This is a genomic window from Paenibacillus sp. FSL L8-0435, assembly GCF_037965655.1.
GTDB lineage: Bacteria > Bacillota > Bacilli > Paenibacillales > Paenibacillaceae > Paenibacillus.
In genome coordinates this window covers 5253385-5273804 of record NZ_CP150185.1, presented here as the reverse complement: position 1 = coordinate 5273804, position 20420 = coordinate 5253385, and the positions used below count along the sequence as shown (strand labels likewise).

Sequence of the window (20420 nt, the reverse complement as noted above, 5' to 3'; positions counted from 1 at the left end):
GGGGCAGTCCCAGGTACGCTCTGTCTTTGGTAATACAGTAAGGTATTCCTCTGTTCATCACTCATGGATAAGGAGATGACCCAATGTTGACGAAGAAGGAAGAGGGGATAGGAATAGGAGCAGGAAAGTCCAATGGTTTCAAGGCCGGAATGATTCTGCTGCTTGGAACATTACTGCTATTAACCATGTTATTCCCTAATACAGCCAGAGCAGCGACAAGTGTATATACGATATCAGCCTTTACGAACACAAGTGAGTCCAATATGTATATCTATGAATCCTATAATGCGACCCACTATGGTTTGCTAAAAGGGCCAGCCTATACACCTCCGGCCGATCTGATCCGCGATCCCAGCATCATGAAGCACACAGATGGTCTATATTACGTTGTCTACACCACGAACTGGTCGGGTAACACCATCGGCATCGTCTCCAGCCCGGATAAAGTAAACTGGACATTTGTCCGTAATATTACATTATCCACACCTACCACAATTGCACACACCTGGGCACCAGAAATGGTTCAAAGACAGCAACGGCAGTCTGAACATTATCGTGTCCCTCTCACCAGGCAACTATCAGAATTTCAAACCTTATGTACTCACAGCTTCAGGTAGCAATCTAACATCTACCTCATGGTCTGCACCTACTGAACTGGCAGGCATTGCTCCCAATTATATCGACACTTTTATCGTGAAGACAGGCTCAACCTATCATGCTTTTACCAAGAACGAGACCACCAAATACATTGAATATGCGACATCCACTTCGCTAACGGGTCCTTATACCTTTAAAGGCACAGGGGATTGGGCAGGTTGGGGTTCTTGGGTGGAAGGCCCGGCCCTTGTTCAGCTGGATAATGGTTCCTGGCGAATCTACTTTGACGGCTATGCGACACAAAAATATTATTACAGCGACTCTGCTGACAACTTCCAGACTTGGGGTGCCAAACAAGAGATTGCGGGTCTTACCGGACTCGTCCGGCATATGACCGTATTGAAAGAGTCCGGACAACCGGGTGATATCCGCAAGCTGGAGTCATTCAATGTGCCGGACAGCTTCATTCGCCATTACAACTATCAGGCAAGGATTGATGCGAGTGTCAGTCCGGCGGAGGATGCACAATTCCGTATCGTACCCGGGCTGTCGAATGTAACAGGCATTTCGTTTGAGTCCATGAATTATCCAGGTTATTTCCTGCGCAATAATAATGGCAGCATCACACTTGTGAAAAATGACGGCAGCCCTTCGTTCGGAAATGACGCCACGTTCAAACGTATAAATGGACTTGCTAACGCCAGTTGGACATCGTATACCTCGTTCAGTAACCCGAACCTGTACCTGAGACATTATAATAATGTGCTGAAACTGGAAGCTGTCGTTACCGCACTCGATAAGTCAGACGCGACCTTCCGAGAGGTTGCACAATAATAGGTGTTTATTTTCTAAGTTAAACTATACATTTACACGATAACGGAGAGGTCAGAAATAACTTGAAGAAGCGAAGCGTGCGCGTTTATCCCCGGATTTTCCCCTTTTTAAGAATAATTAAAAATCTGGGGATAACAGCGATCGGAAAGTTGTTCTGACATCGGAGTGCAAGTGTAAATTCATAAGGAGTGAATCGGATGAAGTGGTTAAAACGAATGAACTCGCTACTGCTGGCAGGAAGTCTGCTAACATGCAGTTTGGGTCTGGGGACAGAGGTATCTGCTGCGGGAGCCTACACGGCTGTTGCCGATCCATCGAAGCAATATCAGACGATGGAAGGATGGGGGACATCCCTCGCGTGGTGGGGCAAAGTGGTTGGAGAATATTCCAATCGGGATGAGTATGTGGAGAAAATGTTCAATGCAAATACCGGACTGGGGCTGAACATCCTGCGGTACAACATTGGAGGCGGGGATAATCCATCGTCCAATATCCTCGAATATCGCAAAGCCGTTCCTGGTTACCAGCCTTCTCCCGGCGTTTATGACTGGAATGCAGATGCAAACCAACGATATATGCTGCAGGCTGCCAAAGCTCAAGGCGTGAATGTCATCGAAGCTTTTGCGAATTCCGCACCTTACTGGATGACGATCAGTGGTGGTGTGTCCGGTGCAGCGAATGGAGGGAATAACCTCAAGCCTGAGTATGTTGATGATTTTGCCGATTATCTGACTGAGGTCGTGAAGCATTTCCGGGATAACTGGGGGATCACATTCGATAGCGTAACTCCGCTCAATGAACCGATCTCGACGTGGTGGAAGCAGGGCAATGATCAGGAGGGCATGCACTTTGACCGGGCGGATCAGAACACGATTCTGAGTCAGGTACAAGCTTCGTTGAATGCGAAGGGCCTGTCCACGAAGCTGAGCGCACCGGAAGAATACAGTATTGATGATACCAATGTGTCTTTTAACAGCTACAGCAGTGCGGTGAAATCATCCATTAGTCAGATCAACACACACACGTATGGCGGAAGCAATCGTACTGCTTTGCGCAACACAGCGACGTCTGCGGGCAAACATCTGTGGACCTCGGAATATGGAGACGGGGATGCAAGCGGACTTACGATGTCACGTACCATTCTTAAGGATATTCGCAATATGGGCGCGAGTGGATGGGTGTATTGGCAAGCCGTCGATAGTGCAGAAGGATGGGGATTCTTCAAGAACGTGTTGAACAATACGCAAACGACCAGCTACACCGTGAACCAAAAATATTATGTCATGGGTAATTACAGCAAATTTATTCGTCCTGGGTACAAGATTATCGGCATGAGTGATGCCAATACCCTTGCAGCCTATGATGCGGCTTCCGGCATAGTTGTGCTGGTAACAACCAATTCGGAGTCGACGGATACAACGGTAACCTATGATCTAAGTCGTTTTACTAACACAGGCACGTCTGCTCAAGTATACCGGACCTCTTCAACAGAGAAGTTGCAGCAACTGACCAATATTTCGGTGCAAAACAAAACCTTTACCGCTACGGCCAAGGCCAATTCGGTCACAACCTACGTCATTTCCGGTGCAACTTACAATGGCGGTACAGGATATGAATCCGGGGCCATCTACAAATTAATCAATCGCAACAGTGGACTTGCACTTGATGTTAACGGTGCTTCTTCTACGGGTGGGGCAACAATCATTCAGTGGAATGATAATGGAGCAGCCAACCAGCAATGGAAGCTGGAGTCGGCAGGTAACGGATATTACAACATTCGCAATGTGGGCAGTGGGCTTTTGCTGGATGTGAATTCAAGTTCTACACAAGGCGGAGCCGCTCTGATTCAGTGGCAGGATAACGGGGGCAACAATCAGCAATGGCTGCCAATTGATGTGGGAGGATATGTGGTACTTGCGAATCGAAACAGTGGCCTGACAGTTGACATCAATCAGGGTTCTCTGACCGCAGGTGCCTCCACGATTCAGTGGGCCGACAATGGCGGAGCCAATCAGCAATGGAGCCTCGTCAAAGTTAATTAGTGTGAGTACGCATGAATTAAACGTCATTGCGTGTCCTTCTTTCTTGGAGGTGCAGTGCTCTAAGCAACACTGCACCCTCAAGGAAAGTAGCTATTTTAGACATACATATATTCATCCACCCAGCTGGTACTTAACGAAAACGGGATAGGGTGAACCTGCTAATATCCTGATCGGTGTGCCCCGTTTGCACCAAGTCGGATAGAATCTGCCCAACGGCACTTGCGAACTTGAAGCCATGACCGGAGAAACCGCCTGCGAGCCACACACGTTCATGGGCAGGGTGTCGGTCGATAATAAAATCTTCATCCGAAGTGAATTCATACTTGCATACACTACCACGTTTCAATTCTCCAGCTGCCTGAGGCATATGAAGTTCGAGCAGCCTGCGCAGATCCCCCTCGTCCGTTTCTTCCGTACCAAAAGGAGCCAGTGTACTTCCTGGTGTCCACACCTGGCCCGTATCATGACGACCCATCTTCAGTCCTGATCCGCCAATGCTTGGAAATCCATAATATGTACCTTCTTTTCCTGCCAGTGTAAAACCGGGGAAGTGTGCCTCGCCATACAAAGCTTCTGGTGCATCAAACCATCCAACCGTTTTACGCACTGCCTGGATGGGGAGATCCACGAAAGGTTTCAATGTCTGAAACCAGGCACCAGCGCTCAGGATGATTTGATTCGCGTGGTATGTCTCACCCCTTGAAGTCTGAACTGCCACGGAGTGTGGTCCGTATTCAATATGCTCTACCCGAGTGTGAGTTAACAAGGTGGCACCATGAGCCTCGGCTGCCTTGCGAAAGGCACGAATACAGGGTTCACTATACAGATAACCCGCATCCGGTTCATACATGCCCTCGTAATGTTCAGGTACCGTAATACCTGGCCAGCGTTTCATGACCTCGGCTGCGTGCAACGTTTCATACCGAATACCTGCATCATCCGCATGGCTCAATCGGTTGCGGAAGGAATGAATCTCTGGATCAACTACATTTATTACACCGGAAGGAACAAACAGTTGGTCTCCGGTCGTTTCCTCCAGCTCGTGCCATAACTTCTGTGCAAGTAATGCCATGGCAATATAGTCAGGCCCACCACTGTACACATGGCGCATCAGTCTGGTATCCCCGTGATGACTTCCTTCCGTATGCGGAGGATCAAAGGCATCAATTAATAAAGTTTTGCATCCACTGCGTGATAGATAATATCCTGCACTCATACCCATGGAGCCGGCTCCAACGATAATAACGTCATATGATGGTGTGGTCATGGTTCCGCCTCCTAGTCTATTTCCAATGTTAGTCTTCTAAAGCATAATGTAGTCTCCCCACTTTTAATAGTCAATACAACAGCTTATAGAGAAGAGAGAGATGTTAATAGAACATATTAATAGTAAAATGGACTTCTACTATGAATGTTGCAAAGGAGACCTCGCATGAGTGAGCCATTTAAGTTTGATCTATTTCCATTAATTCAGACAGAACGATTCATCCTCCGGTCAGCCGAGGCTAATGACAGCCATGATCTGTTGGCGTTATATTCCGATGAATCTGTGGTTCAATATATGCCATTCACTCCCTTTGAATCCGTGGAGGATGCACAGGGTGAGATGAATTGGTATACGAAGATTTTCAAGGAACACACGGGTTTACGCTGGATGATTGAAGACCGTGAAACTCGTAAAGTGATCGGAACCTGTGGGTTCCTGAACTATGAAGATGTACATAACCGTGCAGAGATTGGATACGACTTGCGTTCCTCTTTCTGGGGCCGCGGTGTTATGACTGAAGTGGCCCGTGCTGTGTTACATTTTGGATTCACAAGCATGCAGCTTAACAAGATCGAAGCGAAGGTTGAACCGGAGAACGAGGCGTCGATTCGCCTGTTACACAAGCTTGGTTTTCAACAGGAAGGTGTACTGCGGCAGCATGAGTTTGAGAAAGGCAGATATATTGACCTTGCGGTGTTCTCTAAGTTACGAAGCGAAATATAGGCAAGCTAGCCCCATAAGGATTCCAATAACTCCATCTCATCCCAAATCCGTAAGGCTTGTCCCCCGGAATGGGCCCATGCTATATTGGAGAGATGTGAGGAGATGAGGATATGAAGCTGGTGTCCTGGAATGTGAATGGCTTAAGGGCATGTGTTACCAAAGGATTCATGGATTATTATCAGGAGAGTCAGGCGGACATTTTCTGCCTTCAGGAGACCAAATTACAAGCCGGACAGATTGAGATGGACCTGGGGGAAGATGTTTATCAATATTGGAATTATGCGATCAAAAAAGGATATTCCGGCACGGCTGTATTTAGCCGAATCAAGCCTTTATCCGTTCGTTACGGGATGGAGGAGGACAGCGAGCCGGAAGGACGTATGATTACACTGGAGTATGATGAGTTTTATCTGGTGAACGTCTATACCCCTAACGCGAAGCGGGATCTGACCCGGCTGCCTTACCGTCTGGAATGGGAGGATCGATTCCGGGGGTATATTCTGCAACTGGAGCAGACCAAGCCGGTTATCGTCTGTGGTGACCTGAATGTGGCTCATCAAGAGATTGATCTGAAAAATCCCAAGCCCAATCTGGGCAACTCGGGATTTACCCTTGAAGAGCGTGGCAAGATGACCGATTTGCTTGCTTCCGGGTATGTAGATAGCTTCCGCCATCTCTATCCGGATCGTACGGATGTATACAGCTGGTGGTCTTATATGCCAAAGGTTAGAGAACGGAATGTGGGCTGGCGAATTGATTACTTTCTCGTATCCAATCAATTGGCACCTAAGGTGGCAGATGCGCATATTGACTGCCATGTGATGGGCAGTGATCATTGCCCGGTGGGTCTTACATTGGAACTGTAGGTACAAGGATTATCGTGAGATGGACAGAGGCATGAATTATAAAATATAGGCATAGATGAACTGCAAGTTTCCTTAATTGGAGATTTGCAGTTTTTTTGCGTCACAGGTAGGGGAGGGACACTGGACTTTGGTTGGGGAAAGGACTGGACTCGGGATTGTTTCAATCCCGCTATTTCTTGGGTACGATTGAAGCATACATATATAGATGAACCTTTGGGATAAGGGGTAGAGAAGATGAAGAAGGGGTTACGGAGAGGGTTAAAAGTGCTGGGAGGCATAATGCTTGCCACAGGACTTTTGCTGCTGGCAGGTACAGCGTATGAAGCGTATCAATCCACGCAGGATATGAAGTCCTATCCCCCGCCAGGCAAGTATTATGAAGTGAGTGGTCGCAACATGCACCTCTACACCGCTGGCAAAGGAGAGGTAACCGTGGTGTTTGCCTCAGGCTGGGGTACACCGAATCCGTATGTGGATTTCAGTCCGCTATATGACAAGTTGAAATCACAGGTAAAAATTGCGGTATATGATCGGTTCGGGTATGGATACAGCGACTATACGGATGAACCTCGTGATGTTGATACCATCTCGGAAGAGATCCACCAATTGCTGCGCACATCCGGTCAACGTCCACCTTACATCATGGTCGGTCACTCCCTGGGTGCGCTGGAGACACTTCGTTTTGCGCAAAGGTATCCTGATGAGGTGGCTGGCATGGTCATGATCGATGGTGGAAGCCCGGAGTATTACAGTACGGTGGAAATGGATACGCCCGAATGGTATTTTACTTCAGTCCGATTCCTGGTTAAAACAGGGATTGCGCGTACATTTCTGCATTCGGATCAGATGATGGCAACACTGGTCATTGACCCGGAGTTGGTTTCTGCGCCGATGAAAAAGGCTGCCACCATTTCTACCCTGAAGCATGCATACAATGACAACGTGATGGATGAGATTCGTCATTCCAAGATCAACGCATTACGTGTGCTGGAGAACAAAAAGGAGTTTCCTTTCCCTCTGACGATCCTGACAGCCGGATCAGATCAACCCAGTGAGGGGAGTCGGGCATGGCAGGCAGATCAAGTGAAATTTGCTTCATGGTCCAGACAAGGAACCCAGCAGATTGTCCCTCACACCGAGCATTACATCCACAACAGTCAACCGGATATTGTCGCTGCCGAGATCATGAAATTAGTGACACCGTCCAGTGACCTATGAGTAACATGATTCCACAAACACATGATGAACAGGATGAGGAGGAGGGATGGATGAAAAAGTTTAGAGTGATCACCCGCTTCCTGTCCATTCTCGTAGCCAGTTGTCTATTGTCTCTAAGTGTATTATCTGTATCTGTGATATGGGTTAAGAATAACGTTCATGCGGTGCCTGTGATCCAGCCGTTTGAACGTGATTAGCACATAAAATGAAGATGAAGGAGTGGTAACGGATGGTGAAGAGAAGGAAATATGTATTGGCCTGTGCAGCACTGGCGATGATGGTTGCCTTGAGTGCTTGCAGTAGCGCGGCAGACGAACCGAGTGATACGGAGAAGGTGGACACTGAAGTTTCCTCCGGAACCGGTGAACAAGCGACTGATGAAGGTGCAAGCAAAGCAACTACAAGTACAGTGACCGAAACGGAAGGTACGACTGCACCAGCAGACTCCGATTTAGAAAGCGGTGAGGAAGCAGCTGCTGGAACCAATGAGTTGCCGGAGAACTTGCCAAGTGATTTCCCATTGCCGGAAGATGCAACAATACGTTTAGCCAATTCTGGTGAGAATGAAGGCAAGCAATCAGCCATGGTGATTTTCTCCACTGAACAAGATATGAAAACCGTATCCCAGCTGTATAAAGAGTACTTCAACGCCAAAAAGTTGACGGATGCGGGTCAGACGATCGATGACAAAAATATTATCATTCAGGGAACCGATCCGGAGACGCAGGATGTCTGGTCCTTAATTGGAGGAACATTGGCGGGACAGGAAGGCATCATTGAACTGACGTTGACCTGGACAGAATCATAAGCAGAAGATAAGGGGCTATTTTTATTTCCTGCTTTCTGTCTTCCTAAAATAACGAATGAACGCCATAATACCTTGCATACGGAGCCGCATTATTGCTGCACCGCTGCAAGGTATTTTTATTTCGAACTGGAAACCTGACAGGTTACATGGTATGTTATATCATTATAAACAGAGTAATAGACAACTATAGAAGAAGACAGGAGAGGATTGAACATGATTAGAGTGGGTATTGTTGGTTACGGTAACTTGGGTAAAGGTGTAGAGAAGGCCATTTCCCAGAACGAGGATCTGGAACTGATTGCAGTGTTTACACGTCGTAATCCGGAGCAGATGGTCGCTGAAAGCACAGAAGTACGTTTTGAGCATATCTCTGCAGCGGAGCAATACATAGGCAAGATTGATGTTATGATCCTCTGTGGTGGTTCTGCAACCGACCTTCCAGAGCAGACACCAGCCATCGCCAAGTTGTTCAATACGGTAGATAGCTTCGATACACATGCGAAGATTCCTGAATTCTACAAAGAAGTTAATGCTGCGGCAGAGCAAGGCGGTCACGTAAGTGTCATTTCCACAGGTTGGGACCCAGGCTTGTTCTCCATGAACCGTCTGCTTGCACAGTCCATCCTGCCAGAAGGAAAAGAGTACACGTTCTGGGGCAAAGGTGTGAGCCAAGGCCACTCGGATGCTATTCGTCGTGTTCCAGGCGTTAAGGCGGGTGTACAGTATACTGTACCTGTTGAAGAGGTGATCAACCGCATTCGTGCAGGGGAGACACCAGAGTTGTCTACACGTGAGAAACATCTGCGTCAATGTTATGTGGTAGCAGAAGATGGTGCCAACCAGGATGAGATCCGTGAGACGATTGTATCGATGCCTAACTATTTTGCAGATTACGATACAACGGTAACGTTCATTAGCGAAGAAGAATTGAAATCCGAGCATGAAGGTATGCCGCATGGTGGATTTGTTATTCGCAGTGGGGTTACAGGTGCCGGTCAAAAGCAAATTATTGAATTTGGTCTGAAACTCGACAGCAATCCTGAATTTACAGCAAGCGTACTTGTGGCGTATGCAAGAGCTGCACAACGCTTGAGCGTGGAAGGACATAAGGGAGCGAAAACGGTATTTGATATTCCGCTCGGTCACTTGTCTCCGAAATCGGCTGAAGATCTTCGCCGCGACTTGTTATAATTCTGATTCGTTCCAGTGATTTGTATAAAAAACAGCTCGTCCTTGGATGTACAGGACGAGCTGTTTTTTTTGGCTGTTGCTGTACACGATTCATACATTCATATGAATTAGCAGGTATAATCCTGCCTGTATCCCTGCTCGTGCTCTTGTGGAAATGGCGCCCTACACCCAGTGTGAGGGAATGTTAAGATGATCCGGCAACTTGGTATTCACATTACCTTTGGCTGCATTAATCTGGGATTGCGTCAGGAAGATGCCACCTCTCAGGTCTGCATCGCCCAGATCCGTATCCCGCAAGTCCGCGCCAATCCAATCCGCATTTCGTGTATCTGCATTTCGGAGATCGGCTGCGATCATTAAAGCTCCTCGGAAGCTTGCGCCCCGCAGGTCAGCCCCTTTTAAATTGGCACCAAAAAAGTCACTTCCGGTACGTTTTTTACTCTTCTTCGACTTCCCTTGTCCATGAGCGGTGGGGGGGACATTCGCGCGTACCATCTCACTTGCCTGGACCAAGAGTTGATTCACACTGAATCGATAATTGGCGATGTCCAGACGGAGGAGTGCCGCGGGCTCCAGATTGCTCAAGTGCTCAATCTCCTCATATAACTCACCAAATGCCGAGTGAAGGGATGACGTCTCCGGTCTCATCATCATTTCCTTCATATAACTGAGTAACTCGTGAAGTTGTCGCAAGGCAGGCAGACACTCGAACATCTCGTTAGCAGACTCTGGATGATCACGCCAATCTTTGCCCGCGTAGGTCACTTGGGACAGCTTCTGTCCAGCTCCGAAACAGTCGTATACCGTGCAACCTTTGAACCCTTTCTGCCGAAGCTGGGTATGGATACCGCAGCGATTGTCCGTGCGCAGATTGGGACAGGGTGTGCCGCTGGCCTTGTCAAAAGCAAAGTCCGATGACTTGCCATAGGGCAAGGCAACACAGCACAGGCCAAAACACTGCTCGCAATCTGCGCTTAGATGCGGACTCGCAGTGCTGGCAAATGGTTGGTTAGACAATGTAAACACTTCCTTATAATAGTACAAATAGATGGAATTACGTCAGTACCACTTTACCATTGCCTTGCGATTAGAGCAATTGAAGACAAGGAAAAAAGGGCAGTTACCCAAATGGATGGGAACGCCCTTTGATCGTGGAGAATCACGTATATAAATTAAACTACACCTTGAGCGATCATGGAATCCGCTACCTTGAGGAAACCGGCGATATTCGCTCCGGCTACGAGGTTGCCTTCACAGCCATACTCTTCAGCAGCTTCTACACAGCTGGTGTAGATGTTCTTCATGATGTCATGCAGCTTGGCGTCTACTTCTTCAAATGACCAGGACAACCGCATGCTGTTCTGTGACATTTCAAGAGCAGACACGGCTACACCGCCGGCATTAGCCGCTTTGGCTGGACCGAACAGCACGCCTGCACCGTGGAAGACGTCAATGGCGGCCAGGGTGGAAGGCATATTTGCGCCTTCGCCAATGGCCTTCACGCCACCTTTGATTAGAAGGGCCGCAGCTTCTTCATCGATCTCATTTTGCGTTGCACATGGAAGAGCAATATCACAAGGGATGGACCAGATGCCTTCACAGCCTTCGGTATATGTAGCATGCGGATGTTCTTTGATGTATTCGCTGATGCGAAGACGATCAACCTCTTTCAGACGTTTCACGGTATCCAGGTTGATGCCTTGTGGATCGTGTATGTAGCCACCTGAGTCACTACACGCAACGACTGTAGCTCCAAGCTCCTGTGCCTTCTGAATGGCATAGATGGACACATTACCAGAGCCAGAGACAACGACTGTGCTGTCTTGGAAGCTGAGTCCCTTGGATTGCAGCATCTCCTTCACGAAGTACACACAGCCGAAGCCAGTCGCTTCCTTACGTGCCAAGCTTCCTCCGTACAGCAGTCCTTTACCTGTCAATACGCCTGCCACATGTCCGCCATGGATACGTTTGTATTGGCCGAACATATAACCGATTTCCCTTGCGCCTACACCAATGTCACCTGCCGGTACATCGGTATCGGAACCAATATATTTGTACAGTTCAGTCATGAAGCTTTGCGTGAAACGCATGACTTCCAGATCCGATTTTCCTTTGGGATCGAAGTCAGAACCACCTTTACCACCGCCAATAGGCAGACCGGTCAAAGCATTTTTGAAGATCTGTTCGAAGCCAAGGAACTTGATGATGCCCGAGTATACAGAAGGATGGAAGCGAAGTCCGCCTTTGTAAGGGCCAATGGCACTGTTGAATTGCACCCGGAATCCACGGTTAACCTGAACTTTGCCCTGATCATCTACCCATGGGACACGGAATGTGATTACACGTTCGGGTTCAACAAGCTGTTCCAGCAGACTATGGTTCCTATACTTGGGGTGTGCTTCAATAACAGGAATAAGGGAATCCAGAATTTCTTTGACAGCTTGATGGAACTCATCTTCGTGCGGATTTCTGGCGACAACCGACTCATAAACGGAATGAACATATTCTGCGGCAGTAACTTGAACGGACTCTGTAGTTTCTTTTGTTATCGTGGACACTTTTTCGATGCACTCCTTTATTGTGTTAAAGTCTGTAGAGGCTTATTTGCATAAATTGAATAAAAGTTTGTAGTTAAATATACAGGAAAGCAAATAAAAATACGAGATGAAAATTCATAAAATGTTTTTTATGCAGTAATTAAAATGTTCTATGGATCTACCATATGATGTGAAGAATTAAGTTATTAAATGGAAGATATGACCACAAATGATAATAAAAAAGCAAGTTAGACGAATATACTGGATTAAAATATTAGTTTTGGTAAGATGGTAAGAAGGTCTCGTATCCCGGGGTCTTTTTATAATAAAAAGGAGGAAAACAAGATGATGAAGAGAAACATGCCAATCAACATGGAGAATAAGGCTTGTATAGGGGGTGAAATCTACTATGAACCATAGGACTTCCCGCCATAATTGCAGAGAGAAGCTGGTGAGCCAGCTATTTACATTCGGTGAAGAGAAAAGAACATTTCTCGACGCCTATTTCGACGTGCGTGATCCAGAGCGGATACAGTTGGAAAAACAACTGTCGGCATATACGGAGTATGTGGAAAAACTACTCCTGGGCCCTGATGAAGATTTGGACTCAGCTGTATTGATCGGCAGTCATATTGATTTTGAATATCTCGATTTTCATACGTCAGATTCGTTCATGATTGTTATGCCAGAAGATACCGATCCTGATGAGGGTCGTATTTCCTTCCTCTCTCCAGTAGGGAGTCAATTACTGCTTGGCAGTATAGGGGAAGTTAGGCCTGTTCATACACCATCAGGTTCCATGAGAATTCGCATCACGGGGATTGAGCTGAGGAGCGAAACCTTGAACGAGCCGGCCCTAGGGGGTGCAGATCATGCACTTTAAAGAGACAGACTTACCAGGGATTGGACGTAAATACTGGTTGCATACCCGTAGTGGTGAGCACTTGGTCATTGTGATTCATAACGACGAGCGACGTGACTTGTTCCATATGGAGTCAGGGGGTACGCCTGAAGAAGTGGGTGATATGGTATCTCTTGTCACCCTGGACGATGATGAAGCCCGGGCAGTAGCCGCCATCGTTGGTGGTATGACCTATAAACCGAAGTTTCAGGATGAGCGTGAAGTGATGCTTGAAGGGCTGTTAATCGAATGGCTGCGAATTGAACCTCACGCCGCAAGCGTTGGCATGACGATTGGTGAACTGGATATCCGTCAGGCCACGGGCGCCGTAATTCTCGCTGTTGTAACCAAGGATAAGGAGAAGCATTTTAATCCAGGCCCGGATTATGCTTTTACCGCTGGAGCTACAATTGTAGTTGCCGGTGAACGGAATCAGATCAAACATCTCAAACAATTGTTGACTGATGGACGGACTTAGCCTATGGATATGCTCATATTCGAAGTGGGAATTGCCGTTGCGCTGATTACACTTACTGGGCTGATATCTTCAAAATTACGATTTTCGGTCATTCCTTTCTATATCCTCATTGGTATGGCTGTTGGACCACATGCACCACAGATTGGCATAGTGGATTTACGTTTTATCGAAAGTTCGACCTTTATTGAATTTATGGGCAGGCTTGGCATTCTGTTTTTGTTATTTTATCTGGGTTTGGAGTTCTCGGTCTCCCGTTTATTAAAGTCTGGTAAAGCCATTCTGACCGGGGGCATGTTCTATGTAGGCCTAAATTTTGTCTCTGGATTGCTGTTGGGGTGGTTCATGGATCTGCCCCTTCAGGAGACACTTGTTGTCTGCGGGATCATGACCAGCTCTTCTACAGCCATTGTAGCTAAAGTGCTCGTTGATCTGAAACGCACGGCAAACCCTGAAACAGAGATTATCATGGGCATGATCATGTTTGATGACTTGTTCATCGCGATTCATATCTCCATCCTGACTGGGCTTGTGCTCAGCGGGGCAACTTCATTCTTAAGTGTTCTGCTGGTATCGCTGTCTGCCCTGCTGTTTATTGTGCTGTTCCTGATTATTGGCAGGAAAAGCATCAAATATATTGATAAGGCACTGAATATCAAGTCATCAGAGTTGTTTCTGCTTACCGTCATGACACTGCTTTTCCTGGTGGCCGGTTTCTCGGAGACGCTGCACGTAGCGGAAGCTATTGGAGCGTTGATGATGGGGCTTGTGTTGGGCGAATCAAGACATGTGAGTCGGATTGAACATCAGATCATGCCTTTCAAAGATTTTTTTGGTGCAATTTTCTTCTTCAGTTTTGGCCTGACCATCGAGCCGGCTTCACTTGGCGGAGCTGTTGGGATGACGATTATTGCCGTTATTCTGACGATCGCCAGTAACTATGGTGCAGGTATGATCGCTGGCAGACTGGCTGGAATGAGCCCTAAGGCCTCGTTGAATGTGGGCTTTACCCTGGTCTCGCGGGGCGAATTCTCCATTATCATGGCGAACATCGGCAAGGCCGGAGGGCTGATGGCATCCATCCAATCGTTTGCCGTGTTGTATGTGTTAATTCTGGCTGTGCTGGGGCCTATCCTGACAAAAGAATCTCCGCGGATTTACGCATCGTATGAGCGACTAAGGAAGCGGATGAAACGAAGGGAAACGGGTTGAGTCTAACGCTGGCTGTCCTTGGACAGACCGGATATTCGAACCGTAGTGTTTAATAGGCGTCACACCATTTGGAGAGAGAAATTACTCCGGGGTGTGGCGCTTTTTTTATTATTGGGAATCGACCAAATATCGGCTTGTAATCATGCTCATTCCACCAATTTATGGTATGTATCCATATCTTGTGCGTGGTCGTGAATATCCAAGTTCAGAGACGGGACTTTGGATGTGATTTAATAGAGAGGGATTGAAAATAAACAGTTATTATGTAAAATAATGTTATATTCAAATCTAGTAGTTGAACCAACCATTTACACGAGAACGTAGAGGAGGAATAGCTCATGAACAAGAAAAGTAGATTTCAACGGTTAAAATGGGCCGGTACAGGGATGTTGCTCAGTCTCGTATTATTTGCTCTACCTGCATCTGCCGCATGGAACGATACATATCAGGGTTACGCGACGTATACAGGCTCAGGTTACTCGGGAGGTGCAGTGTTGCTTGATCCCATCCCGGCGGACATGAAAATTACTGCACTTAATCCGTTCCAACTCAATTATAACGGTGTCAAAGCCGCCTTAGCGGGAGCCTATCTCGAGGTGCAGGGTCCTAAAGGCAAAACAACCGTCTATGTAACAGACCTTTATCCAGAAGGCGCCAGCGGAGCGCTGGATCTCTCACCGAATGCCTTTAACCTGATCGGTGACCCAAAGGCAGGCAAAATCAATATCAGCTGGAAAGTGGTCAAAGCCCCAATTCAAGGCAACGTCTCCTATCGGATTAAGGAAGGCAGCAGTCAGTGGTGGGCAGCCATTCAGGTTCGTAATCACAAATATCCGGTGCTAAAGTTCGAAGTGAAACAGAAGGATGGCACGTGGCTCAATCTTGAAAAGCAAGACTATAATCATTTCCTCGGAACTGGACTGGGCAAAGAAAAATTAAACGTTCGTATTACCGATATTCGCGGTCAGGTATTGAATGACACGATCCCGGCTCTGCCTAATGATGGGTCAGGTGGTGCATATATTGTACCGGGCAATGTACAGTTTCCCGATTGACAGATATATGAAGGTGTTATAAAAAGAAGTATGGTCATAGACGAATTCTTAACGAAAAGTCGTACACTGTACGGCTTTTTTTGTATACGAAAAGAGGAGAATGTACCCGTATGAAAAAAAGTTTGCCTTCCTATCAGACAACACATCCCTATTGGAAACAGTATCAGGCCTTTTTCCCGGAAGAAGTCAGGCTAGGGGAGCATACAGTTCCTGAGGAAGAATGGTCGGAGTCAAATGGGGTTCATCTGCATATCGACCGCTTGCCTGCGCCGGAGTCTTCAATCAAAATCCTGTTCATTCATGGGGCGGGAGGCAATGGCAGGTTACTTGCTCCGTATGCCCGTATGTTGCAGCGGCATGGGTACGAGGTGGTGTCGCCGGATCTTCCACCGTATGGGTTAAGTTACGCAATGTCTGGTACACGTATCAACTACGAACTATGGATAGAGCTGCTTGTGTCACTCATCGAACGGGAATACAAGAAAGACGGCAAGCCAATCGTTGTATTGGGAAGTAGTATCGGAGGTATGCTTGCCTATCACACCAGTGCACGCAGCAAGTGTGTTAAGGGTTTGATCGCAACTACATTTGTAGATACGAGTAACCCGGAAATGCGTGACCAGCTTGCGCCGAATCGTCTGGTAAGCCGGGCGGGAAAACGGATGATGGATATGTTCCCTGGTCTGCTGGATCATGTACGTATTTCGGTCAAGCAGGTATCCCGGATGCAACTGATTACCAATAACAAGGACTTAACCCGGCTTATTATGGATGATCCACAAGCGGCAGCTGCACGTATTCCGTTGGAATTATTAAGAACATTCCTTAATAAAAAATCGGAGGTAAGCCCGGAACAGTTCAGCCAGTGTCCGGTCCTGTTGGTTCACCCTGAACTGGACCCCATGACACCAATCAGGTTCAGCCAATCTTTTTTTGATCGTCTGGTGGTAGACAAGGAATGTGTGATCTTGGAAGGGGCAGGCCATTTTCCTATAGAGCAGCCAGGACTGAACCAGTTGGAGGTAGCGGTACTACGATTTTTACAACAAATTCAATGATTTAAGATCATGATATTGCTTCAAGTACATAATTCTAAAATCCTAAGTACGTAAAACACCTCCCATTAAGGGAGGTGTATTTTAATGTTCTTGATATGAACTGCACTACCGCCAACCTGAATCTGTGTGATTTCATTAGAGCTGCCCAGCGTTAATCTGGCTCGGATCTCGGAGGGGCGGTTCATGGTATACCCTTGTCTGATCGTGTACGTGTGAAGATGAGGATCTGTAAGCTGGTTGTACTGGGATAAATAACAGAGCATTGCACCATTGGATGTGCCCGTTGCGCTCTCTTCCGGTATATCATAAAGCGGTGCAAAATTACGGCATTCTGCGAGAACGTTCATATCATCTGATTCGAGTGTAAACACGTGATAACCTATGGCATGATGAGCCCTACTTATTTCAGTGATACGCTGGAAGTCAGGATCGATTTTGGTTAGAACATCAATATCTTTAACGGCTATCATGATATCGGGTAGCCCGGTAGACACAATCTGTACAGGTAGTTCAGCATGCAAATCCTCCATAGAAATACGTAACGAATCGGCAATCTGCTGTCGATCCACGATCTCCCCAAACTCCGGCAACGTCTGAGACAGATAGACTTCTCCATTGACTTCGATATCAACTTTAAGAATTCCGGCCAGTGTCTCCAGTGTATATGTACCAACATTAACGAGCAGCTGTGTCTTCATTAGATAAAACAAAGCAATTGTGGCATGTCCACATAGATCGACTTCATCACTTGGGGTAAAGTAACGCACTTTGAAATCTGCCTGATCCGACGGCATAACAAATGCAGTCTCTGAAAAACCGACTTGTCTGGCAATCTCCTGCATCTGGGTTTCAGACAAATGTGCTGCTTGTAAAACAACACCTGCGGGGTTTCCTCCATGAGCCTGATCCGAAAATGCATGTAATGTACTTACTTCTACTTCCATCGTGTTACCTCGCTTGTTCAGTTATTGGGTTAAGATTTAACTTCATCACTAATCGACATTATATCACGATTGTTGAATTGGCTTGTGAATCTCAGATTGTTGTGAATTTTGAATGAATAGGTCAAGTGATTGCTGGGAAAGGGTAATGATGGAGGAGAGCATAACGATAATCCAATGGAAAGGCTGGGATCTCTAATGAAAGCAATTGTGATTGAGGAATTTGGTGGAGCGGAACAATTGAAGGAACAGGAAGTAGCCAAGCCAAGATGTGGAGTGAATCAGGTGTTAATCCGAACGCATGCCACATCGGTGAATCCGGTAGACTTCAAAATCAGACAAGGTGATATGAAAGAAGCAGCGGAGAATTTTCCGTTGATTCTGGGCGGCGATGTTGCGGGTATTGTGGCTGAAGCAGGTTCCAATGTCACGCGGTTCAGAGAAGGTGATCGGGTATTTGCGCGTCCGCGTCAATTCGGGACCTATGCAGAATATGTTGCTGTCGATGCAGACATTATAGCCCGTATACCGGAGCAACTGAGTTTCGAGGAAGCGGCAGCGATCCCGCTGGCTGCGATGACGGCTTGGCAAGCCCTTGTGGATCATGGACGTTTAGGCAAAGGGCAGAAGTTACTCATTCATGCTGGTGCAGGTGGTGTGGGAACATATGCAATTCAGATCGCCAAGTCCCTAGGCGCTGAAGTGGCTTCCACGGCAAGTGAATCAAACGAAGCGTTGCTTCGCTCGTTGGGTGTGGATCATTTTATCAACTATAAAAAAGAAGATTTCTCGGAGATTCTCTCCGGTTATGATGTTGTACTGGACACCATGGGCGGTGATATTCAGCGCGACAGCTTCAAAGTGTTAAAGTCTGGCGGACATCTCGTGTCCTTGGTGGAACAACCGGATGAGAAGCTTGCTAAGGAAGCCGGAGTAACGGCCAACGTCTTCATGATGGAGCCCAAAGGGGATCAACTGGATCAGCTGGCTGAACTGGCTGCGGAAGGCAAGCTCAAATCGATTATTGATGGAACGTACCCGCTAACTCAACAGGGAGTAAGGGAAGCACATGAGAAGAGTGAAACCCATCATACCCGAGGGAAACTGGTTATTCAGGTGCAATAGAATTCATTAACTGGTAGAAGTATTTGGACTCATGAGTCTGATACAGATTGAACCAGGCCTGTAATGTTTCTGGTGCAAAGACATTCAACAGCTTCAACACATGCATCGTAAATTCTAACGGAGCTATTCCAGATGCAGTAACTAGATTTCCATCGGTTACTGCTGGCTCCGTTTGATAATATGTTTCCCCAGTATATTCTGGGCATATCATCTTCAGGTATTCTAAATCATTGCTTGTATGTTGTCTGGAATCCAGTATCCCTATTTTTGCAAGTGCAACAGTCGCACCGCAAATCGCTGCAATAACCGTACCCTCTTCTATAGAGGCAGCAACTTTTTTCAATAGGGGATCATGGATGGTGTCCATCCAGGTGTTTCCTCCTGGAAGAATGATGACGTCGTCACCTTTCAATGAACATTCATCAATAGAAATATGAGGAAGGATGTTCAATCCGCCCATGGTAGTTACCGGATGTTTATCCACGCCTACGGTTACGACCTGTAAAGGCTTGATCTCTTTCCTGAAATACCTTCCCGAGTTCAATTCAGCAGTTAGATATCCTATCTCCCAGTCTGACATCGTATCAAATACATATAGATATACGTTCTTCGTTTGCATCATACACGCTCCTTTTGTTATTCATGATTGAATGGATTACTCTCCTATTATAAAAAAACTTCACTGACATCTACGGTCAGTGAAGTTTTTAAATTTGAAAATTAACTGCCCTGCCAACCAATATAGGTATTCTCCCCAATTGTAATGGAATAAGATATAATAGGAGAAATTTATTCCATTTTGTGCATGAGGTGATTAGGATGTCCAACGAACTCATTCAAGCCATTCAATTGTTAAAAGAAAAGAAATGGGTGGATCTGACTCATACGTTTGGTCCAGGCTCTCCACATTTTTCAGCTTTCGAAGCAGCGCAATTCGATACACTGTTTGATCACGATCAAGGCTTCTTTGCCCAGAGCTTCAAGTTCCCGGGTCAATACGGGACACATCTTGATGCGCCGATCCACTTCGTTCGGGATACCCGGTATCTGGATGAACTAGGTTTGAAGGAGCTTGTGCTCCCGCTTGTGGTCATTGACCAGTCTGCCGAAGTAGAGAACAATCCGGATTTTACACTGGAAGTGGAGCATATTCTTGCATTTGAAAGAGAGCATGGCGTGATTGAAGCTGGAAGCTTTGTAGCCTTACGTACCGATTGGAGCAAACGCTGGCCTAACCATGAAACATTTGATAACAAGGATGCGGAGGGCAACAGTCATGCACCCGGATGGTCGGTTAGTGCGCTCATGTTTTTATTTGAGGAGAGAAAAGTACAAGCCATTGGGCATGAAACCTTTGACACGGATTCAGCGGTGGATTATCAGAAGAATGGAGCACTTCTGGCAGAATATTATGTACTTGCTCAGGATACATACCAGGTCGAGCTGTTAACAAACCTGGATCAGGTGCCGGCTAAAGGCGCTGTTATTTTCAATATTGTACCCAAAGCGGAGAAAGCATCTGGCTTTCCAGTCCGGTCTTTTGCCATTTTGCCGTAAAACTAGCTAGATC

General features: G+C 46.8%; 21 protein-coding genes. 16 read left to right on the top strand and 5 right to left on the bottom strand.

All coding sequences use genetic code 11. The annotated features are described in order from the left end of the window. Positions 1-83: 83 nt before the first annotated feature. From NST33_RS23450 to NST33_RS23440, 3 genes are all read left to right on the top strand, one after another. Complete coding sequence (locus NST33_RS23450) at positions 84-617, top strand: hypothetical protein (protein WP_260632984.1); 534 nt, start codon at positions 84-86, stop codon at positions 615-617. Between the two features lie 370 nt (positions 618-987). Continuing rightward, complete coding sequence (locus NST33_RS23445) at positions 988-1431, top strand: AbfB domain-containing protein (protein WP_339308759.1); 444 nt, start codon at positions 988-990, stop codon at positions 1429-1431. 197 nt (positions 1432-1628) lie between these two features. After that, positions 1629-3473 carry an RICIN domain-containing protein gene (locus NST33_RS23440; protein ID WP_339305280.1) on the top strand — a complete coding sequence of 615 codons (1845 nt, stop codon included), beginning with the start codon at positions 1629-1631 and terminating at the stop codon, positions 3471-3473. Positions 3474-3603: 130 nt separating this feature from the next. Here the strand turns inward: NST33_RS23440 and solA are convergent, their stop codons facing one another. After that, positions 3604-4740, bottom strand: a complete 1137-nt coding sequence (solA, locus tag NST33_RS23435) for an N-methyl-L-tryptophan oxidase (protein ID WP_339305278.1) — start codon at positions 4738-4740, stop codon at positions 3604-3606. 165 nt (positions 4741-4905) lie between these two features. Between solA and NST33_RS23430 the strand changes: the two genes are divergently transcribed. The 6 genes from NST33_RS23430 (at position 4906) to NST33_RS23405 (ending at position 9546) form a co-directional block, all read left to right on the top strand. Next, entirely contained in the window at positions 4906-5463 is a 558-nt protein-coding gene (locus NST33_RS23430) for a GNAT family protein (RefSeq protein ID WP_339305276.1), read from the top strand. Positions 5464-5573: 110 nt separating this feature from the next. After that, complete coding sequence (locus NST33_RS23425; protein ID WP_339305274.1) at positions 5574-6329, top strand: exodeoxyribonuclease III; 756 nt, start codon at positions 5574-5576, stop codon at positions 6327-6329. A 234-nt stretch (positions 6330-6563) separates the two neighbouring features. Then, positions 6564-7547: an alpha/beta hydrolase gene (locus tag NST33_RS23420; protein ID WP_221824553.1), complete on the top strand. Its 984-nt coding sequence runs from the start codon at positions 6564-6566 to the stop codon at positions 7545-7547. Between the two features lie 50 nt (positions 7548-7597). Beyond that, positions 7598-7744: a hypothetical protein gene (locus tag NST33_RS23415; protein WP_221824551.1), complete on the top strand. Its 147-nt coding sequence runs from the start codon at positions 7598-7600 to the stop codon at positions 7742-7744. Positions 7745-7776: 32 nt separating this feature from the next. Beyond that, positions 7777-8355, top strand: a complete 579-nt coding sequence (locus tag NST33_RS23410; protein ID WP_221824548.1) for a hypothetical protein — start codon at positions 7777-7779, stop codon at positions 8353-8355. A gap of 207 nt (positions 8356-8562) precedes the next feature. Further along, a complete protein-coding gene (locus NST33_RS23405) occupies positions 8563-9546 on the top strand; it encodes a diaminopimelate dehydrogenase (protein WP_074096058.1) in 984 nt (327 codons plus the stop codon). A 162-nt stretch (positions 9547-9708) separates the two neighbouring features. On the opposite strand, the gene NST33_RS23400 is transcribed toward NST33_RS23405, so the two are convergent. Continuing rightward, a complete protein-coding gene (locus tag NST33_RS23400; RefSeq protein WP_221824546.1) occupies positions 9709-10563 on the bottom strand; it encodes a pentapeptide repeat-containing protein in 855 nt (284 codons plus the stop codon). A gap of 155 nt (positions 10564-10718) precedes the next feature. Then, positions 10719-12104 (bottom strand): NADP-specific glutamate dehydrogenase, encoded by a 1386-nt coding sequence (gene gdhA, locus NST33_RS23395; protein WP_221824545.1) that lies wholly within the window; start codon positions 12102-12104, stop codon positions 10719-10721. A gap of 388 nt (positions 12105-12492) precedes the next feature. Between gdhA and NST33_RS23390 the strand changes: the two genes are divergently transcribed. From NST33_RS23390 to NST33_RS23370, 5 genes are all read left to right on the top strand, one after another. Continuing rightward, positions 12493-12966 (top strand): GreA/GreB family elongation factor, encoded by a 474-nt coding sequence (locus tag NST33_RS23390; RefSeq protein ID WP_221824543.1) that lies wholly within the window; start codon positions 12493-12495, stop codon positions 12964-12966. Beyond that, positions 12956-13462, top strand: a complete 507-nt coding sequence (locus NST33_RS23385; RefSeq protein WP_221824540.1) for a TrkA C-terminal domain-containing protein — start codon at positions 12956-12958, stop codon at positions 13460-13462. Before NST33_RS23390 ends, NST33_RS23385 begins: the two co-directional genes overlap by 11 nt. Positions 13463-13465: 3 nt before the next feature. Continuing rightward, the gene (locus NST33_RS23380; protein ID WP_221824538.1) at positions 13466-14671 is read left to right on the top strand and encodes a cation:proton antiporter; all 1206 of its coding nucleotides are present in this window, start codon (positions 13466-13468) and stop codon (positions 14669-14671) included. Positions 14672-15009: 338 nt separating this feature from the next. Next, positions 15010-15726: an expansin EXLX1 family cellulose-binding protein gene (locus NST33_RS23375; RefSeq protein WP_017687038.1), complete on the top strand. Its 717-nt coding sequence runs from the start codon at positions 15010-15012 to the stop codon at positions 15724-15726. A 110-nt stretch (positions 15727-15836) separates the two neighbouring features. Beyond that, a complete protein-coding gene (locus tag NST33_RS23370) occupies positions 15837-16784 on the top strand; it encodes an alpha/beta hydrolase (protein WP_339305270.1) in 948 nt (315 codons plus the stop codon). Positions 16785-16849: 65 nt separating this feature from the next. On the opposite strand, the gene NST33_RS23365 is transcribed toward NST33_RS23370, so the two are convergent. Then, positions 16850-17728 carry a PhzF family phenazine biosynthesis protein gene (locus NST33_RS23365; RefSeq protein WP_221824532.1) on the bottom strand — a complete coding sequence of 293 codons (879 nt, stop codon included), beginning with the start codon at positions 17726-17728 and terminating at the stop codon, positions 16850-16852. A 195-nt stretch (positions 17729-17923) separates the two neighbouring features. Here NST33_RS23365 and NST33_RS23360 point away from each other — a divergent pair, with 195 nt between their 5' ends. Then, positions 17924-18850, top strand: a complete 927-nt coding sequence (locus NST33_RS23360) for an NADP-dependent oxidoreductase (protein WP_221824783.1) — start codon at positions 17924-17926, stop codon at positions 18848-18850. Here the strand turns inward: NST33_RS23360 and NST33_RS23355 are convergent. After that, a complete protein-coding gene (locus NST33_RS23355; RefSeq protein WP_339185436.1) occupies positions 18834-19469 on the bottom strand; it encodes a type 1 glutamine amidotransferase family protein in 636 nt (211 codons plus the stop codon). The two genes, NST33_RS23360 and NST33_RS23355, sit on opposite strands and share 17 nt — an antisense overlap. 200 nt (positions 19470-19669) lie before the next feature. On the opposite strand from NST33_RS23355, the gene NST33_RS23350 reads away from it, so the two are divergent. Further along, positions 19670-20407 (top strand): cyclase family protein, encoded by a 738-nt coding sequence (locus tag NST33_RS23350; protein WP_221824530.1) that lies wholly within the window; start codon positions 19670-19672, stop codon positions 20405-20407. The last annotated feature ends 13 nt before the right edge of the window (positions 20408-20420 follow it).

Bases quoted from the DNA above. Each gene is read 5' to 3' on its own strand.
- NST33_RS23445 (WP_339308759.1), top strand. From the start codon at position 988: ATGACCGTATTGAAAGAGTCCGGACAACCGGGTGATATCCGCAAGCTG.
- NST33_RS23360 (WP_221824783.1), top strand. From the start codon at position 17,924: ATGAAAGCAATTGTGATTGAGGAATTTGGTGGAGCGGAACAATTGAAG.
- NST33_RS23440 (WP_339305280.1), top strand. From the start codon at position 1,629: ATGAAGTGGTTAAAACGAATGAACTCGCTACTGCTGGCAGGAAGTCTG.
- NST33_RS23375 (WP_017687038.1), top strand. From the start codon at position 15,010: ATGAACAAGAAAAGTAGATTTCAACGGTTAAAATGGGCCGGTACAGGG.
- NST33_RS23425 (WP_339305274.1), top strand. From the start codon at position 5,574: ATGAAGCTGGTGTCCTGGAATGTGAATGGCTTAAGGGCATGTGTTACC.
- NST33_RS23350 (WP_221824530.1), top strand. From the start codon at position 19,670: ATGTCCAACGAACTCATTCAAGCCATTCAATTGTTAAAAGAAAAGAAA.
- NST33_RS23430 (WP_339305276.1), top strand. From the start codon at position 4,906: ATGAGTGAGCCATTTAAGTTTGATCTATTTCCATTAATTCAGACAGAA.
- NST33_RS23380 (WP_221824538.1), top strand. From the start codon at position 13,466: ATGGATATGCTCATATTCGAAGTGGGAATTGCCGTTGCGCTGATTACA.
- NST33_RS23410 (WP_221824548.1), top strand. From the start codon at position 7,777: ATGGTGAAGAGAAGGAAATATGTATTGGCCTGTGCAGCACTGGCGATG.
- NST33_RS23355 (WP_339185436.1), bottom strand. From the start codon at position 19,469: ATGCAAACGAAGAACGTATATCTATATGTATTTGATACGATGTCAGAC.
- NST33_RS23415 (WP_221824551.1), top strand. From the start codon at position 7,598: ATGAAAAAGTTTAGAGTGATCACCCGCTTCCTGTCCATTCTCGTAGCC.
- NST33_RS23385 (WP_221824540.1), top strand. From the start codon at position 12,956: ATGCACTTTAAAGAGACAGACTTACCAGGGATTGGACGTAAATACTGG.
- NST33_RS23420 (WP_221824553.1), top strand. From the start codon at position 6,564: ATGAAGAAGGGGTTACGGAGAGGGTTAAAAGTGCTGGGAGGCATAATG.
- solA (WP_339305278.1), bottom strand. From the start codon at position 4,740: ATGACCACACCATCATATGACGTTATTATCGTTGGAGCCGGCTCCATG.
- NST33_RS23450 (WP_260632984.1), top strand. From the start codon at position 84: ATGTTGACGAAGAAGGAAGAGGGGATAGGAATAGGAGCAGGAAAGTCC.
- NST33_RS23390 (WP_221824543.1), top strand. From the start codon at position 12,493: ATGAACCATAGGACTTCCCGCCATAATTGCAGAGAGAAGCTGGTGAGC.
- NST33_RS23365 (WP_221824532.1), bottom strand. From the start codon at position 17,728: ATGGAAGTAGAAGTAAGTACATTACATGCATTTTCGGATCAGGCTCAT.
- NST33_RS23370 (WP_339305270.1), top strand. From the start codon at position 15,837: ATGAAAAAAAGTTTGCCTTCCTATCAGACAACACATCCCTATTGGAAA.